This window comes from Rhizobium altiplani, assembly GCF_001542405.1.
GTDB lineage: Bacteria > Pseudomonadota > Alphaproteobacteria > Rhizobiales > Rhizobiaceae > Rhizobium > Rhizobium altiplani.
Window position 1 is genome coordinate 21,042 of the sequence record NZ_LNCD01000036.1, and the last position, 16,797, is coordinate 37,838.

A 16,797-nucleotide genomic window follows, 5' to 3' on the forward strand; every position below is an offset into this window, starting at 1 on the left:
TCCTTTCGAAGAAATTACGCTTCGCGAGGGTCGAGCGCATCGCGCAGGCCGTCCCCGAGAAGATTGAAACCCATGACGACGAGAAAGATCGCCAGTCCCGGCCACAGCGCCATCCAGGGCGCCTGGTTGAGAAAGTTCTTGGCGACGTTGAGCATGGAACCCCAGCTCGGCGCCGGCGGCTGCTGGCCGAGACCGAGGAAGGACAGGCTTGCCTCGGCGATAATGGCGGTGGCGATCGTCAGGGTCGCCTGCACGAGGATAGGCGCAAAGACGTTCGGCAGGATGTAGCGTCTGATGATATTGAAGTGGCGAAGCCCGATGGCGCGCGCGCCTTCCACGAATTCCTCGGTCTTGACGGCGAGCGTCTGGCCACGTGTCAGCCGCACGAAGATCGGCATGGCCGAGAGCCCGATCGCGATCATCGCGTTGGAGAGGCTCGGCCCCAGGAAGGCGGCAAGGGCGATCGCCGTGATCAGGAACGGCATCGCCAGGAACGCCTCGATGATGCGCGAGATCACATGGTCGATCCAGCCGCCGAAATAGCCGGCGATCAGGCCGAAGGGCACGCCGACGACAACCGCGATCGCCACCGAAAAGATGCCAGCCAGCAGCGATGCCCGGGCGCCCCAAACCATGCGCGAAAGGATGTCGCGACCGAGATCGTCGGTGCCGAGAAGATGGGCAAGCGACGGCGCCTTGCGGATCGCCGACCAGCTGGTCGCCGCCGGGTCGGGGATCGGCAGCAGCGGCGCTGAGATCGCGACGACCGCAAAGAAGAGGACGATGACAAGGCCCGCAAGCGAACCCTTGTTGGCCTTCATCTTGCGCCAGGCGCGGTTTTGCGAACGCGGCTCGACTGCTGTGGCCGACTGCTCGATGGCGGTCATAGGGCGGTCCTCATTCGCGGGTTGAGCAGGACGTAGAGCACGTCGGCGACGAGATTCATCAGGATGAAACCGGTCGCGGTACAAAGCACGATGCCCTGCACGACGGCATAGTCGCGGTTGAACACGGCATCGACGATCAACTTGCCAAAACCGGGAATGGTGAAGATCTGCTCGGTCAGAACAGCACCGGCAAGCAGCTCGCCGAAGAGAAGTGCGGTGACGGTGACGATCGGAAGCAGCGCGTTGCGGAAGGAATGCTGCAATACGACCGCCCCCTCCGACAGACCCTTGGCACGGGCGGTGCGGATATAGTCGGCGCTGAGCACGCTCAGCATCGAGGAGCGCGTATGGCGCATCAGCGTGGCTGCGAGCGCGTTGCCGAGAACGAACGCCGGCATGATCATTGTTTCGATCGAATGCAGCGGATCTTCGAAAAAGGGCGCGTAGCCCGAGGCCGGCAGCCAGCCGAGCTTTACCGAGATGAAGAGGATAAGCATGATGCCGAACCAGAAATTCGGGATCGACAGGCCGCAGAGCGCGATGAAATTGGCCACGAGGTCGAGCGCGGTGTTTTTCTTGACTGCAGCGAGTATGCCCATGGGGATGCCGATCAAAAGTGCAAAGACGATCGACATCACGGCGAGCTGGATCGTCACCGGCAGCTTCTCGGCGATCAGTGTCGTCACTTCCTGGTTCGTCCTCAGCGAGATGCCAAGATCGCCCTTCACCGCACCCGCCAGCCAGTAGCCATACTGGTAGACCACCGGATCGTTCAGCCGGTATTTTTCGCGCAAGAGCTCCAGCACTTGCGGACTGCGATCCTCGCCGGCCATGGCCAGGACCGGATCACCCGGCAGAAGCTTCTGCAGCGAGAAGACGAAGACGGAGATGATCAGCAGCGTCGGTATGGCAAGCAGCAGCCGCTTTCCGATGTAGGTATACATGAGGAGATCCCGATGCTCGTCAGTCGCGTTGCAGGCGCCGCGCGGGAGACAGCCCCCGCGCGGCGGTTCTTTTGTTAGTCGGCTTTCTTCACGCCCACGAGGCGGATCATGCCGTCCGGTGACGGGACAAAACCGGTGACTTTCTTGTTGTAGCCCCAGATCCAAGCCTGATGTCCGATGTAGACGATCGGGAGGTCCTCAGCGAGGATCTTGCCGGCGGCATCGTATTTCTGCTTGCGCACGGCATCGTCCTGCGACTGGCGGGCTTCGGAAAGCAGTTTGTCCACGTCGGGGTTGCTGTAGTGCATGTCGTTGAGGCCCGCGCCAGCGGTGTAGAACTGGTTGGTGTTGCCATCAGGATCGATGCGGCCGGACCAATCCGAACGGCTGACCTGGTAGTTGCCGGCGGTCTGGTCGTTGAGCAGCGTGGCGAATTCGGTGGCCTTCAAGGTCACGTCGAACCCGGCTTCGGCAACCATCGACTGGATGATCTGCATCATCTGGGCGATGATCGGATCGTTGGCCATGTTGAGCTCGACCGGAACGCGGTCGAAGCCTGCTTCCTTGATCAGGGCCTTGGCCTTGTCGACGTCGCGGGCCGGAACCGGAAGATCTTTGTTGAACCACGGGCTCGACGGCGGGAACGGCTGGTTGCCGGCAACACCCGTGCCGTCATAGACGATCTGCATGGCTGCCTCGCGGTCGATCGCCAGCGAGAAGGCCTGGCGAAGGCGCTTGTCCTTGCCGAGGGGATTGTCGGCGCGGGCGCCGTTGCCGACGTTGAAGTAGATGCCGAGGTTGCCGATATTGACCTTGTCGACCATGTCCAGGTTGGAATCGCCCTTCACGGTCTCGACATCCGTCGGTGCCACGCGCTCGATCAGGTCGAGGTCGCCCGAGCGCAGGTTCGCGAGCCGCACCGCGCTATCGGGGATCGGCCGGTAGGTGATCTTGTCGATGAAGATGTTGTCCTTGTTCCAATAGTCCTGGAACTTTTCGAGCACGATGCGGTCCTGCTGCACACGCTCGACGAATTTGAACGGGCCGGAGCAGACGGGATGATCACCAAACTTGGCGCCGAGTTCCTTGGCGGCCTTCGGCGAGATCATCATGCCGGCGCGGTCGGAAAGCTGTGCGACCAGCGTAACATCCGGAGCCTTCAGCGTGAACTTCACCTCGTAGTCCCCGGTCGCCTCGACCTTGGAGACGGAGGAAAGCTCGCTCTTGCGGCGCGATTCCGGCAGGGTCATCGCACGGGTAATATTGTCGACGACAGCCTGGGCATTGAAGGGCGCGTCATCCTGGAACTTTACGCCCTGGCGCAGCGTCAGCGTCAGTTCCTTGCCGTCGGCGGACCATTTGTAATCCGTAGCGAGCTGCCCGACGATCTTGAGATCGGGCGTGACGTCAAACAGCTTGTCGCATAGCGCCGTGTAGACGATACGGCCGACGAACGAACGCGATTGCGCCGGATCCAAGACGTCAGCGTCATCGGCAAGGCCGATCTTCAGTTCGGCGGCAAAGGTCGGTAGCGCTAACAGGACGCTTGCGCCAAGAGTTGCAAGGAAGTTGGCAGTTTTCATCTCGTTCCCTCTTATGTTTGAACCAGTTTTCCGGGCCGGCTTCCCCGGCCGGCCGATCGTCAGGCGTCCGGAGCGGCTCCGTCAGCTTTTTGTTTCTCTTCGCTTCCCTCTTCCGGCAGATCGAAGGAGGTGACGCGGATGAGGCTTTCCTGCAGCATCAGCAAATGCTGGCGCATCGCTTCGGCGGCGCGTAACGGATCCCGCTCGGCGATTGCGTCGATCACGGCGGCGTGCTGCGCATAAGCGCGCTCTTCCGTCTTGTGGCTGCGCCGCGCCATTTCGCGGATCGCCTGCCAGGCGTCGTCCTGGCGGACGTGATTGATGACATCGAAGATTTCGAGAAAGAACTGATTGCCGGCGCTTTGGGCGATCAGCCGGTGCAGCGCGCCATCCCACAATTCGCGCGCGTCGGCATCCTCACTGGCGACGATCTTCTTCGTCAATTCACGCATGCGCTCGATATCGGCTGGCTTGGCACGGACGGCAGCAAGTTGCGCCAGCTGCGGCTCTATTCGCAGCCGAACTTCCATGATTTCAAGAAAATTCGTTCCGGCGACGATAGCGCCGACATGCCGGCTAAGCCCTTCGGCTCTTTGGCCCGCGTAAGTCCCGGACCCCTGGCGGCGAGAAATCCTGCCCTCGGCATCAAGGACTTCCAGCGCCCGGCGAATGGCGCGGCGACTGACGCCGAAGAGATCGGAGAGAGCACGCTCGGTCGGCAGCTTGCCGTCCGCAGGAAGATCGGAAGAGCTCAGCAGCTCTCGGAGCTTCTCGAGAGCATAAGTCGAATTTTCTGGTAGTCCCTGTACTGCCATTTTGCTTATTGGTTCGAACCAATTTTCAAGTGGTTCAAACTGCTCCGCAATCCCCGATGGCGTCAATGCCAAAATTCATGAAAGTCGCAATTTTCTTGAATTCGTAAGGGAGGAGTTGCGCTCGCAAGCTAGCATTTCACCTGCGGGCCGCGAAGGGCGCCCGACCACGTGAACTTGAGCCGTCGAGAGCTAACCGTTTACGCCGTACAGAGGATTTCGGAGCACGCAGCTAAGGTCTCTGATGCACCTTTCGCTCAGGCTGACGGTGTCGAAGTCCCAAGATGGCACGCCGTTCGATGCTGCGGCGGCCATAAAGTCGTTCGAACGCCGCCGCGATCACGGGCTGATCCTGAGCTACATGCTAGCCAAAGTGGTTTCTCAAGAATGCTATGTCGGGAGATCCCACGGATTTACGAGCGACACTCCCATGCTTTCAAAATCCTTGACGTTGCGCGTGACAAGCGTCATCCGCCGCGTGAAGGCTGTCGCCGCAATATAGGCGTCATTGATTGGTTTGGGATTGGGAACATGCCACTGGGCCGCATAAACGGCCGTCGCCTCGTCCAGTGGCAGGATGCGGCCGGAAAATGCCGTAAGGACCGTATTTTCCAACCAGTTGCGCAGCACCTTCCCGGCGACTGCATCATTGTGCTCCACCAGCCGAACGCCGATCTCCAGCTCGTGCAGGACTACGGATGAAATGAAGGTCTCGGCCGGATCGACGGTTTCGTTCCAAACGACGACATTGGGATCAGCTTTGCCACTCGCGACTTTACGCAGTTCGGACACGACATTGGTATCGAGCAACAGCATCAGGATAGGTCAACCGACCGGGCATGTTCCGTGCGCTGCGGGAGCGGTAAGTCAACATCATCCGCTCCGGGCGCGGCCAGCATGTCACCGAGCGTCCGCATTTTACCGATAAGCCGCTTGTACTCATCGAACGAAAGGAGGACATGCGCAGGCCGGCCCCTGTCGGTGATGATCACCGGTCCATCCCTGGTGGCGCGCTTTGCGCGGCCGAGGTCCTGATTGAGTTCTCGGCCTGAAAGCATGGTAACGGTCATGACGAGCCTCCAACCTTCGTGGTTACATAACCACATCTAGCTCGCGTAAACTGGAATTGCAAGGGGCAGGCCCCTCGGGCTAAGCTAAAACTCCTAGCCAAGCTCGGCAATCCGCCGGAGCAGCGGAAAAGTCGGCACCAGCGCAGGCACACTCTCGAGCGCTCACCGCCCTGCCCTGGCGAGCGACCGTGCGATATCGACGATATCATCGCGGCCAGCGGTTGGGTCCTCTCTGTTCCAGGCAATGCCAAGCCCGATCCGGAAGTCGATCCCCTTCACCTTCTTCAGCTCGAAGCCGCGATTGGGAAGATCAAGCGTCCATTCCGGCGCAAAGCCGATGCCAAGCCCGGCAGAGACCAGCGACACCAGCGCATAGGTGTCATCGCAGCTGAAGGCAATGTTGGCGGTGAGGTTATATTCGGCGAACTTCTCATTGAAGTATCTTTCCGAAAACGACAAGTTCTGCCGGTTAAAGGCGATGATCTTCTGAGTGCGCAGATCGACGATGCTGATCTCGTCCCTGGCTGCCAGCGGATTGGCATGGCCAACCGCCAGATAGTAGCGCTCATGCGCAAGCGAGACGAAGCGCAAGGAGCCGATGTTTTCCACCGGGCGGATGAAGCCGAGATTGAGCTGGCCGGTCTCCAGGCCGCGGATGATCTCGCCGGTATTGCCCGACGCGATATGGATGCGGACATCGGGAAACTTGCGGGCGATCTTGGCAAGGAAGGTTGGCAGCATGCCCATGGTGGCCGGGTAGATGCTGCCAATCCTGATCTGGCGGATGCGGCTGCCGCCGGCTGCCCGCGTCAGTTCGGTGGTCAGGTCGATGTCGCTCAGGATCCGCACACAGCGATCATAGAAGGTCTCGCCTGCCCTGGTCAGTTCCACCCGTCTCGTCGAGCGGATGAACAGCGGGCAGCCAAGCTCCCTTTCCAGCGACATCACATGATTGCTGAGCGCCGGCTGGGCAATCCGCATCCTGGCTGCCGCCCGGCCGAAGTGCAGTTCCTCGGCCACCGCTTTGAAATAGGTGAGTTGGCGCAGTTCCATTCCGTTCTCACCGAGATTTAGTTCAAGCGCTTTTCGGGCATAGATATTCCACAGGGCGCACCACGCCCAGCAATCTGCGTTGATGACACTACGGATACAGTGTATTTATATCGAGACTTGGTATTCGTCAATACCCTGTATCGAAATAAATACGAGGTCGTATTTTTGGATCCCGCTCAAGCGCGTGCTGCTCGCGCAATTCTGAAGCTTGGTGTACGCGAAGTCGCCGAACTTGCCAAAGTAACCGCCAACACGGTGAGCCGAGTTGAACAGGATGATCCCGGCCCCCGTGGGCCGCAACCTGTTACACTCGAGGCAATAAGACGAGTATACGAATCGCGAGGAATAATATTCTTCGATGAAGGCCCCGCTCCAAACGGAGGATCGGGTGTTCGCCTCGCCAGATGACATCCTGAACCCAAGTCTTGTGGAACTTACCGGGCAATCGGCTTATCGTTGAGCAGCGGCTACGCCCAAGAGGCCGCGTGCGTCTTTGCCGTGGTAGTCGCGCTTGAACGAAGCGATTTCCTGCTTTTGCGGTATCGTTATCACGATAAAGCGCTTGCCGGGCTCCGGTCCTTCATCAATGGCGAGGTCGATCACCCAGACAGTCATCGATGAACCACGGCTTAGAGCCATCAGAAGTTCCACATCCGCGTCTTCTTCGTCCGTTGGCTGGAATGGAAGCTCGTAAACAAAGGTTTCCTGAAAGGGCGCTCCCTGGAGACTGTCAGTGAACCACTTCCACGCGGACGAGAAATCGATCGGAAACGGTGGCATCTCCAGGTTCAAGTGCACAATATCTCTGCTGAAGATAACCTCACCGTCGTAATAGGCGTAGATGCCAAGTGAATACTCGGACTCAGTTACGTGGTTCGCGAGTGTCCTTCTGAGCTTCTCTAGGGTTGACGACTTTTCAAACATTAGAACCTCCGAACTAAGGAAATGGGGGCCAGAGCGGATATGTCCAGTCGGAGCAGTGTTGGCAACCTGAACCTCCATAAAGCCGTGACCACTCGGCGACGGGCTGGTCTCTCGCAAGAGCCGACGAATTGGCAGATGAGCACTGCGTATCCGGCTTCGTACTCGACCCCGAGGACCACATGAAGATCGCCACCTATAACGTGAACGGCGTCATGGGGGGCGGGTAAAAGGCCTGCCCCACCGAACGCAAATAGCTCCAACAAAATGCCATGCTTCTCGGCGGTGACGCGGTCCTCAACGCTGCCGCGATTCACCAGAACACGCCAGGGAGCTTTGTTGATAGCCTACCTATGCCTTGTAGCGTTCAATCGTCGCTGCAAGGATCAGTGCAACGGTCTCCATCAAAACATCAACATTCGCCGGTCGACGCCCCGGATCGAAGGCAACACCGATCACGATTGTCTGGTCCACGGTCGCGGGGACAGGCCAGAAGTCAAAGCGGGAGTTATCGAAAGGGTAGACATCCGCCGCGACCAACGTGTTCGACCCGGATGCCGCTCTCGCCGCATCTATTTCCATATCAGTCAGGCTTGAATCACTTACGACCTCCATTTCATCGTCGGGACCGATGTAAATGATGGCGACCGGTCTCTGGAGCGCCTCCGCAAGCGTTGCACGCGTGATACTCTTCGCCTGCTCCACGGAAGTCGCCGCAATCATCTGCCTCGTATAGGCCTTCAGTTTGCCCAAGTGCAGATGGAAGCGGTCGAGATCCGACTTGTTGCGCCGGTTTGACGACACGAGCGTGCTGGTTATACAGCCGATGACGAAGAGCAGTACGATCGCCCAGATATTGGCGGTGTCCGCTACCGCTAGCGAGAACCGGGGCTCGGTGAAGAAGAAGTTGTAGGCAAGTGCTCCGAGAACCGCTGAAAACAACGCTGGGCCAAGACCAAATGCGACACTGCTGGCGACGACAGGCAGAACATAGATTAGCGAAAGGTTGGGTATGGTCTCGTAGCGATCAAAGCCGGCGGCAACCGCCGTTGCCAACCCCGCCAGGACCAAAGAAGTGAGATACTGGAGCAGCAGCGGCATATCTGAAAGACCAAGATCATTGGCGACATCAGGCGTTCGCGCGGCGCCAGTTGCAGATTGGGACAGCTCGCTGTTCAAGGACATGGGTAAATCCTCCTACCAGCCAAAAGTGGGCCGGAATGGATTTGAATTCCATGTGGGAGCAAAGGAAGATTTATAAGCGCCGCATAAGTGCAGCTCTCGAAGCGGTCATCATTATGAGATTTTGATTTCTGCGAGCCCGCGTTCGCATGGATCCCTGACGCCGGAACGACCATCTTCAACAGCCAATCTTAGGAATTGGAGCACGAAGATGTATTTCGAACTTAAGGACGCCACTGCCGACATCCTTGCCAAGAGCCGACGCCGCGAGGATCTTTGCGATCTTCCGCTGAACCTGATTACCTCGGAAAAGGAAGCGTACGACATCCAGGCAATCGCACAGGACGCGCTGGGCTTTGGGAGATTGGGCTATTCGATCGTCGGTACGAGCCACGCATCGCGTCGGATGCTAGGTTTGACAACGCCGGTCTACGCTGAAATTCCCTCGTCCACGCTTCTTGAAGGAATAAAGGAGTTCCGACTTCCACCGGAAACGATAGGAGTCCAATGTGAGTTCGTCTTCACCATGCGCCGATCCTATCCGGAGCCAGGTGAGGTAATAGAAATTAGAACTGCCCGAGACGCCATTCTTTCTTGTCGGCCGGCCATTGGGATCATTGGCCGCAGGACCCGCCGAACATATATCGGCGACTATGCGGCGATTGCCGACTTCGGCCTACATGTCGCAACAATCTGCGGCGATCCAGTTCCACGCATCCCGCCTAGCGAAGTTGCCAGGATCGACGTTACGACGTTTCTCTTCAAGCATACCGTCTTTTCAGGGAAGGCGACATCGGTGATGGGCGATCCGCTGAATGCGGCCACCTGGCTCGCAGCCGAGCTTGCAGCAAAGGGACGACAGCTCGAGCCGAACGAGATCGTTGCGACAGGCTCGTGCACGAAAATTCTCCAGGTCTGGCCGGGTCAGCATCTGGCAGCCGACTTCGGCCCGCTTGGCCAGATCGAGTGCATCTTTACCTGATACGACCGAATGGAGTTTCCCGAAAATATAGCAGAGCCGAAATCAGAAGATGACCGTCATCGCCAGCCAACCAGTTCCAATTGAGCGGGCGATCCAAGCGGCGATAACGGCGGTCTGGGTGGCCGCGCGCCAGACCGCGGCGCAACAAGCTTGTGCAACGGCAGCGGTGGATTGAAGGACCTCAGATCACCATCTGCTCCCCGAGCTCGACGACGCGATTGCTTGGAAGCTGGAAGTAGTCTGAGGGATCGATGGCAAAGCCCGCCATGGCGATAAACAGCCTGTCTTGCCAGTGCGGCATGCCTGTGTTTGGATCGCCGACGAGCTTGCGCTTACCAACGTAGAATGATGTGGACATAATCTCGAAGTCGAAGCCAGCCTTGCGGCAGAGCGGCAGCGCGGCGGATATGTTCTGGTCCTCCATGAAGCCGTAGAGGAGTTGGATCGACGTGAACCGGTCGGAAAGCTTCCTGAGGGTCACTCTCTCGGCGTGGGAGACATACGGCCGCGGTGCCGTCTTCACGTTGAGAATAACGTTGTGCTCGTGAAGGACCCGGTTGTGCTTCAGATTATGGAGCAGGACATTGGGCGTCATGTCAGGCAGGCTTGAGAGGAAGACGGCGGTTCCCGGAACCTGGACCGGCCCATGATCCGACCTCCGCTCGAGCGACGCAAGGAAACGCTCGAGGGGAACGTCATTGTTCGCAGCCTTCGCTCGGACGAAGTTCGTTCCCTTCCTCCAAGTCCACATCATGACCATCAATACGCCAGCAATCATGACCGGAACGTAGCCGCCATCGTGGATTTTCAGCAGATTGGCCCCTAGGAACACGCTCTCGAGCAGAAGAAGTGGCAATAGGACCAAGAGAGCAGTCAGCACCTTCCAGCCCCACACGACTCGGAGAAACTGGAACGACAAGACGGTAGTGACGACCATCGCGCCTGTAACGGAAATTCCGTAGGCAGTTGCAAGCGCTTCCGAGGATCCGAAGGAAGTAATCAGTGCGAGCACACCGATCAGCAAAACGACGTTGACCGCGGGAACGTAGATCTGACCCGTATTGGAAGCGGAAGTGAAGCAGATCTCCAGCCGTGGCAAAAATCCCAAATGAATTGCCTGACGGGCAAGCGAGAAGGCGCCGGTGACAACGGACTGGCTCGCGATGATTGTCGCAGCGGTCGCGAGAAGGACTGCGGGAAGCAGCGCCCATTCCGGAAACATCAGGAAGAACGGGTCGGCAGCAGCAGCCGGGTGGCTCAAAACGAGAGCACCTTGGCCGAGGTAGTTGAGCGCAAGCGATGGAAAGATCACGACGAACCATGCGACCTGGATCGGCTTGCGACCAAAGTGCCCAAGGTCGGCGTAAAGGGCTTCCGCTCCCGTGACCGTCAGGAAGACTGCACCCAAAATGACGAGGCCAACGAAGCCGGCATGGGTAAGGAAATCCAATGCAAAGTATGGGTTGATGGCCAGGAGAATTGTCGGATCGTCGGCGATGTGCAGAAGGCCAGCAAGGCCCATGACGACGAACCACAGCAGCGTGATGGGGCCGAAGAATTTGGCGACGGTTGCCGTGCCGATTGACTGTATAAGGAACAACAGGAGCATGATCGCCACCGCGATCGGAAGGACATACGGCGCAAAGATGGGCGTGACAAGTTTAAGCCCCTCCAGAGCCGAAAGTACTGACAGGGCCGGCGTGATCATGGCATCGCCAATGAAGAGTGCCGCCCCTATGATCCCTGCAAAGAAAAAGATCGTCGCGTGCCGGCTGGTCTTCTTCATGAGGAGAGCGAGTAGAGAAAGTGTGCCGCCCTCCCCGTCGTTGTCAGCTCTCAGGAGAAAGAGGACGTATTTGAACGTGACAATAATCGTGAGAGTCCAGATCATCAGCGAGATAAGGCCGATCACCTCGTTTGGTGCCACGCCGTCATGGGCGAATGGCCGCAGGGCCTCCCTGAAGGCGTAGAGCGGACTTGTCCCGATATCGCCATAGACGACACCGATCGCGCCGAGAACAAGGACTGCCAGCTGCTTCGAGCCTTGATTGACATTGCCTGCGTGCGCGGTGGCGGTCATGAAAATCTCGCGATTTGCTTGAACCGCAGATATGGGGCGGAATTGTTAAATTTGAATGCCTTGGCATGCCTTCCCGGGAACGCTTGAGGACATATATCCGTCCGAAACTTGCGCGCATCCAGACGAGCGTGGAGATCGCTCGACCGACCGCTTGTAAGTAAGCAATTGAGCGTTTCCGAAGCAAAAGCGCCGCAGGCCTGAGTGCTACAACCTACATTTTCCGGCGCCGCACCCGTCGGCGCGTACAGGCACTGGACGGCTTCGGCCGTCCGGCCATCGGCTCAAAAGTGCGCGTCCTCAAGGCCGCAGAATGGATCCACAGGGTTCACGCCCACGAAGGGCTTGCGACCAAGCATGCAATCAACGACGGCTTCCTGGACGCTGTCCATTGTGGAATACGCGTTGATGTAGGCCGGCACCCGTGGCGCATCGTAGAGATGATATGGATGCCCGAAGGAGATCATTATTGACGGAATATTCGTCCAAGGCCGATACATCGCCTTGAAGAGACCCCCGCCCCCCATGCGATGCCAGTCGACAAATATCCTGCCCCGCACGAGCAGCGACTCATCGCCCAGCGCATAGATCACGAGATCGAAATCATCAGGTGTTGGCACAATGTCGGGTCGGTCAATCGTGACTTCGAAACCCTCCTTCTCCAAAAGCTCGGGAAGCACAAATTTCAGAGGCTGCGGGATAAGCGGATGGATGATACCTCCGTCGACCAGCAACACGCGCTTCGTCTTGGTCGGGTCGAGCGGAAAGATGCCTTGGACGTCCTTCACAAGCGTCGGCGATCGTCCGATGAACTCCCTCGATGCAGCTACGCTGTCCGGATGCGCAAGCACGCGGCGCGCTTCGGCGGCCTCGGGTAGAACATCCGACGGCTGAAAAAGCCTGAGGTGCGCCTTGAGCGCCAGCACGCGCAGTACGGCTGCCTCGAGCCGCTCAGAGGTAATTCGGCCGTCTTCCACGGCGGCCTTGACCGCAGCCATATCCTTCTCAGGCGCATCGCTGAAGAGGATCATATCACAGCCATTGGCAATGATGTCGGGCATTGTCTCTGTATGGTGGCCCCAAGCTGAAAGACCTCCCATGGGTGTCGCGTCGGAGACGATGATGCCGTTGAAGCCGAGCTCGTTCCGCAGGAGGTCAACGTTCAACAACCTGGAAACCGAGGCCGGTCGGAAGGCTTCAAGATCGGCATCCGGCACTTTCGACCGGACATAGGCCGGAAACGAAATATGCCCGCTCATTACAGCCAGCACGCCTTCGTCGATCAGCGTTTTGTAGAGGCGACCGAAGGTTCCCTTCCACGCCTCAACCGAAAGCGGATTTGTCGTGGTAACAAGGTGCTGATCGCGGTCGTCGTATCCCTCGCCAGGCCAATGCTTCGCGGTGGCAGCCACACCATTTCGTTGGAGACTACGAACATGGGCAACCGCATGACGCTCGATCTTGTCGACATCGGAGCCATAAGAACGGGTACCGACGATCGGTGATCGGAAAGCGGCATTAATGTCAATAACTGGCGTGAACGACCAACGAACACCCATGGCGCGCCCTTCGCGTGCCAAGATTTCCGAACTTCTCTCTGTTGCCTCGACATCGTTAACAGCCGCAAGCCCAAGTTGGCCGAGCACCGGGGTGCCGAATGCAAATGAATGTCGGCTGCCTTCGAGGTCAGCGCTGATGATAGGGGGAACTTTGCTCCTTGACACGAGGTCGGAAATGACCCGCCGCTCGAAGTCAAGATCGGGCGTAAAGAAGCGGGTTACGCCGCCAGGTTTTAGCGTACCAATGCGTTTGAACTCCTCCTCATCGGTCCCGATCATGATCAAGATGAAGAGTTGTCCTATCTTATCGCCGACGTCGAGCGAGGCATAAACGTCACGAACCCAAAGGATCGCGGGCTCATCGAGGTTGAAAGGCGCTTTGCGAAGTCCGTCGTAGGCCGTCATAATTCTCTCCCCCAAGGTGGCACGTCGACCGAGCGGTCACGTTCGCATTTGCACGATACCCATATCGTGCAGCTCCGAACCAAGGAAATACCGCCCTACCTTCTCATTCGAACTGCATTTGCCGGCTGCCGTCGCGTACTCAGGCAATTGACTAGCCGTTATCTGGAGTTACGGCGTGTCCGCCGAGCCTCTAGCCATTATGCCACTCTGCGCCGCAGGCTGCCAACGATAGTGCTGATCTCTCCCTCCAGATGCCGCCCTCGATAGCGAACGACGTCTCCTTGCGCGCGTATTGGCCATGTCGATCGGCGCTAAGCCAGTTGTAAGAGCCGATGCAAAGAAAGTCCGTGCGATGGCCATTATCTTGCTGATAGCTTTTGTGCAGCCGAACCCGATCCTTGAGAAGGCCCCTTCGACCGCTTCCATCTGAGTCAAGCCATCGGCAGCATTGCTTAAGTTGAGCAGTGGATCAGCGAATACGTCGATCTCGGCGCCTCGCTGGAGAGCGGCTTCGAATGCGGCCAGAAGATGCGATCACCCGACCGCACTATAAGCTAAAACTGGCGGTAGGGCCTTACGCCCTAGCCTCACCGGCTTTGACGAGGCCCTCTGCCCTGAGAGGCAACTTCGTAAGGGAGCAGCCGGTTTCAGCTCTAAACAGATGAAAGCGTGCCGGTTCGACGACAAGAGCAAGCGATGAGCGGCCTTTGATCGCCACGTGATCCGGCAAATGGACGATCGTCGCCGTCCCACTACCCTCGACCATACCATACACATAGGTATCGGTGCCGATGCTTTCTGCGTAATCGACGTCCTCGGATCGGATAGCCGTCTGCGCCGTCGCCTTTGTTGAGTTCGAAACGACGCGCGTTAGCGCTCCATTTTGAGCCTTTGATCGAAGGCCTCAATCACCAAATTTACCAGTTCCTGATGGATTTCGCGGCGTGAGTGCCCATCGCCGTCCGAGCAAATGGGCTCGTCGATGTCTGCGGATTTGGCCATCTCGGCCGCATCCGGCTTACACACTCCGAACATGCTATAGTGGCTTGCATTCCTTAACGCGGAATAGATGCCCCTCGGAACGGCCCTTGCAATTCCCGAGGCGAGCATCGTCCGGGGGATCGTTCCAGGTTTGCCAAGGTTTATGATCTCCACGGGGATCGAGACCTTCAAAAAAGATTCGATCTGAAAGACATCTACCGGCGCTGGATCGATTGCCATAGCAAACGCAATGCGCCTGTCCTGATTGTCGCGATCAGCAAGTTTCATGTCCATCGCATGAAGGTCAACGCCACTTTGTTTTACCCATCCGCAAAGCGAAGGATTGAGATCATCGTTGTCACAGTAACTCCCCAGACGGATTGGATCGATACGACCACCAGCCAAAGCCAAGGCTGTATTCCCGCCCATCGAAAGCCCAAGCACACCCGTCTTTTCGGGCTCAAGGTGATCTTCGAAAGCCGGTTGCTTTTCCAAAGCGTCGAGCGTTGCGCTGATATCCGCAGGCCTTAGCCAAAGCTTCATGGTTTCGGCTGCTGACCTGTTAGCTCCTCCGTTCCCGAAATGAAGAGGAGCTGCCCCGATGAACCCTTGCTTGGCCAAGGGCGCTGCAATCCAACTCATCGCTTGGGGAGTTCCCCCCAAACCTGCGCCATGAGATAGCAAAATCAAAGGGTGTCTTCCGTGCGCGATAGGGCGTCGAGCATGGCGTCCGTTCCGTAAAAGAACTGACTTGCGCCGAGCGTGACAGGCTTGCCACCGGCGTCGGTCGGATACCAAACGGTCACGGGAAACTCAGTGCCTCGCTCCTTGGCGGGCGCTGTGATCTGCCGGACGCCGACGAGTGCACTGTCTGCGGCTGAGTGCTGCGCTATCGCCATTGAAAGGACGCCGGCGCAGAACATTGCAACGATTTTGATCAGCATTTTCCTCGAAGCTCCTCATAGTCGTGGGTTATGTCGGAACTTGTCGCGGATTGAAGAGCGACGCGCCCAAGATCACGATTTCGAACGTCCAAGATCACGATTTAGGACGTATCGCGCATCGGCGTTTGAACTTACGCGGGGGGCTATCGAATGGAAGCTTCTTTGGGCAGACCGGACGCAGCAGAACTCTCACCTCCAGAGCTCCGATAACGGCTCGGAGTCATGCCCGTGACCCTAAGAAATTCTCGATTGAAGTTTGATTTTGTACCGAACCCAGACTCCAGCATGATTGTCGTTATCTGATCGCGTGTCGTCACCAGCCGCTGTTTGGCATCGCTCACGCGATATTCGTTCACGACCTGCGAGACGTTCCGACCGAAAGTTCTGTTCAAAGCGCCGGAAATCTGGCGTGCTGGAATGCCTGAGCGCCTTGCGAGACGCTGTAACGTCAGGTCTGGGTCACGATAAAGATGTTGCTCCCGCATCAATGTATCGATGTGATTTGCTATCGCTTTATCCTCCATAGCATCCGAAGGAACCTGCTGTGCGGATGAGGAATGGTCGAAATCCTCCGAAAGCGCATTCCCCTCATCAGCGGGACGGGCCTTGTCCGCAACAGTGGCGGCGTAACCGGCAATGGCCAGCCATAAAACGCTCGCAATCGTAAGAACCATTCGGCCCTGCTCGCCCTTTCCGAGGAAAAAATCAACCGCGACAATGGCGTCGATGAAGGACGTCACGACCAGCATGACCGCCACTGCGACAAGCGCCTTGTGAGCAGTCCACTCATCAGCGATGCGTACAGAGGAAAGCGCGTCCGGCCCCTCTTTGGCAATCTTGAGAAGTGCAAGGCCGTAACCGAGGTAGGTGGCAAAAAGGACGATATCGATTGGAGCACGCCATAGGGTGACGAGAATGGCAACGAGGATCACAGGCAGCAGGTGCGGCAGGATATCATTGGACGTTGCGAGCCTATCGCGTCGCAGCTGATTGAACGCGGCAAAGCATAGAGCTGGGAGGATCGCCGCAACGACCGGCTGAATGAGACGCGCGGGATACCAACCCAGGTTCCAATTCAAACCCGACAGCATCGCCTGAGCGGCAAACGTTGCAATGAGCAGGGGGAACAGGCCGAGTCTATGTTCCGCCTGCCGCATCGTCCGAAAGAGGATGAGGCAAAGAAGAAGGGATATGACAAATGGCAAAGGTATCGAAGGCATCGCTGAAAGTGACACTTTTTCCTGTACCAGCGACGATACAGGATAGATTGTTTTCTTCAATGACCGCAAAGGCGCATTGTTGCCATCTCTGTCACGGCGGTATTACTCGAAACAGCAAGGCGCGTGTGCGAGGCAAACGGCGCTTACGATCGACTTCACTTTTCTCGATGACGAGAA

At 57.8% G+C, this 16,797-nt stretch carries 15 protein-coding genes; 1 reads left to right on the forward strand and 14 read right to left on the reverse strand.

Features of this window, described 5'->3' with window-relative positions:
• Nucleotides 1-14: 14 nt before the first annotated feature.
• The 9 genes from AS026_RS07525 to AS026_RS07575 all read right to left on the reverse strand — a co-directional run bounded on the left by AS026_RS07525 (nt 15) and on the right by AS026_RS07575 (nt 8,455).
• Complete coding sequence (locus AS026_RS07525; protein WP_062369240.1) at nt 15-887, reverse strand: ABC transporter permease; 873 nt, start codon at nt 885-887, stop codon at nt 15-17.
• A complete protein-coding gene (locus AS026_RS07530; protein WP_018858186.1) occupies nt 884-1,831 on the reverse strand; it encodes an ABC transporter permease in 948 nt (315 codons plus the stop codon). Before AS026_RS07530 ends, AS026_RS07525 begins: the two co-directional genes overlap by 4 nt.
• Before the next feature lie 74 nt (nt 1,832-1,905).
• Nucleotides 1,906-3,414 carry an ABC transporter substrate-binding protein gene (locus AS026_RS07535; RefSeq protein WP_062369241.1) on the reverse strand — a complete coding sequence of 503 codons (1,509 nt, stop codon included), beginning with the start codon at nt 3,412-3,414 and terminating at the stop codon, nt 1,906-1,908.
• Between the two features lie 59 nt (nt 3,415-3,473).
• Nucleotides 3,474-4,229, reverse strand: coding sequence for a FadR/GntR family transcriptional regulator (locus tag AS026_RS07540; protein WP_062369242.1), 756 nt, complete (start codon nt 4,227-4,229; stop codon nt 3,474-3,476).
• A 387-nt stretch (nt 4,230-4,616) separates the two neighbouring features.
• Nucleotides 4,617-5,042 carry a type II toxin-antitoxin system VapC family toxin gene (locus tag AS026_RS07545; protein ID WP_062369243.1) on the reverse strand — a complete coding sequence of 142 codons (426 nt, stop codon included), beginning with the start codon at nt 5,040-5,042 and terminating at the stop codon, nt 4,617-4,619.
• A complete protein-coding gene (locus AS026_RS07550) occupies nt 5,042-5,296 on the reverse strand; it encodes a type II toxin-antitoxin system Phd/YefM family antitoxin (protein WP_062369244.1) in 255 nt (84 codons plus the stop codon). Before AS026_RS07550 ends, AS026_RS07545 begins: the two co-directional genes overlap by 1 nt.
• 162 nt (nt 5,297-5,458) lie before the next feature.
• A complete protein-coding gene (locus AS026_RS07555; protein ID WP_062369245.1) occupies nt 5,459-6,349 on the reverse strand; it encodes a LysR family transcriptional regulator in 891 nt (296 codons plus the stop codon).
• 450 nt (nt 6,350-6,799) lie between these two features.
• The gene (locus AS026_RS42635) at nt 6,800-7,273 is read right to left on the reverse strand and encodes a hypothetical protein (RefSeq protein ID WP_063805912.1); all 474 of its coding nucleotides are present in this window, start codon (nt 7,271-7,273) and stop codon (nt 6,800-6,802) included.
• A 348-nt stretch (nt 7,274-7,621) separates the two neighbouring features.
• Complete coding sequence (locus tag AS026_RS07575; RefSeq protein ID WP_062369248.1) at nt 7,622-8,455, reverse strand: DUF4118 domain-containing protein; 834 nt, start codon at nt 8,453-8,455, stop codon at nt 7,622-7,624.
• A gap of 208 nt (nt 8,456-8,663) precedes the next feature.
• Between AS026_RS07575 and AS026_RS07580 the strand changes: the two genes are divergently transcribed.
• Entirely contained in the window at nt 8,664-9,434 is a 771-nt protein-coding gene (locus AS026_RS07580; protein ID WP_062369249.1) for a 2-keto-4-pentenoate hydratase, read from the forward strand.
• 181 nt (nt 9,435-9,615) lie between these two features.
• On the opposite strand, the gene AS026_RS07585 is transcribed toward AS026_RS07580, so the two are convergent.
• The 5 genes from AS026_RS07585 to AS026_RS07605 form a co-directional block, all read right to left on the reverse strand.
• Complete coding sequence (locus AS026_RS07585; RefSeq protein WP_062369250.1) at nt 9,616-11,514, reverse strand: potassium transporter Kup; 1,899 nt, start codon at nt 11,512-11,514, stop codon at nt 9,616-9,618.
• A gap of 281 nt (nt 11,515-11,795) precedes the next feature.
• Nucleotides 11,796-13,475: a glycoside hydrolase family 3 protein gene (locus AS026_RS07590; RefSeq protein ID WP_062369251.1), complete on the reverse strand. Its 1,680-nt coding sequence runs from the start codon at nt 13,473-13,475 to the stop codon at nt 11,796-11,798.
• An 870-nt stretch (nt 13,476-14,345) separates the two neighbouring features.
• Nucleotides 14,346-15,098 (reverse strand): alpha/beta hydrolase family protein, encoded by a 753-nt coding sequence (locus AS026_RS07600; protein WP_342587553.1) that lies wholly within the window; start codon nt 15,096-15,098, stop codon nt 14,346-14,348.
• A 44-nt stretch (nt 15,099-15,142) separates the two neighbouring features.
• The gene (locus tag AS026_RS44170) at nt 15,143-15,400 is read right to left on the reverse strand and encodes a hypothetical protein (RefSeq protein WP_342587554.1); all 258 of its coding nucleotides are present in this window, start codon (nt 15,398-15,400) and stop codon (nt 15,143-15,145) included.
• 143 nt (nt 15,401-15,543) lie between these two features.
• Nucleotides 15,544-16,680, reverse strand: a complete 1,137-nt coding sequence (locus tag AS026_RS07605; RefSeq protein WP_245307384.1) for a helix-turn-helix domain-containing protein — start codon at nt 16,678-16,680, stop codon at nt 15,544-15,546.
• Nucleotides 16,681-16,797: the final 117 nt, after the last annotated feature.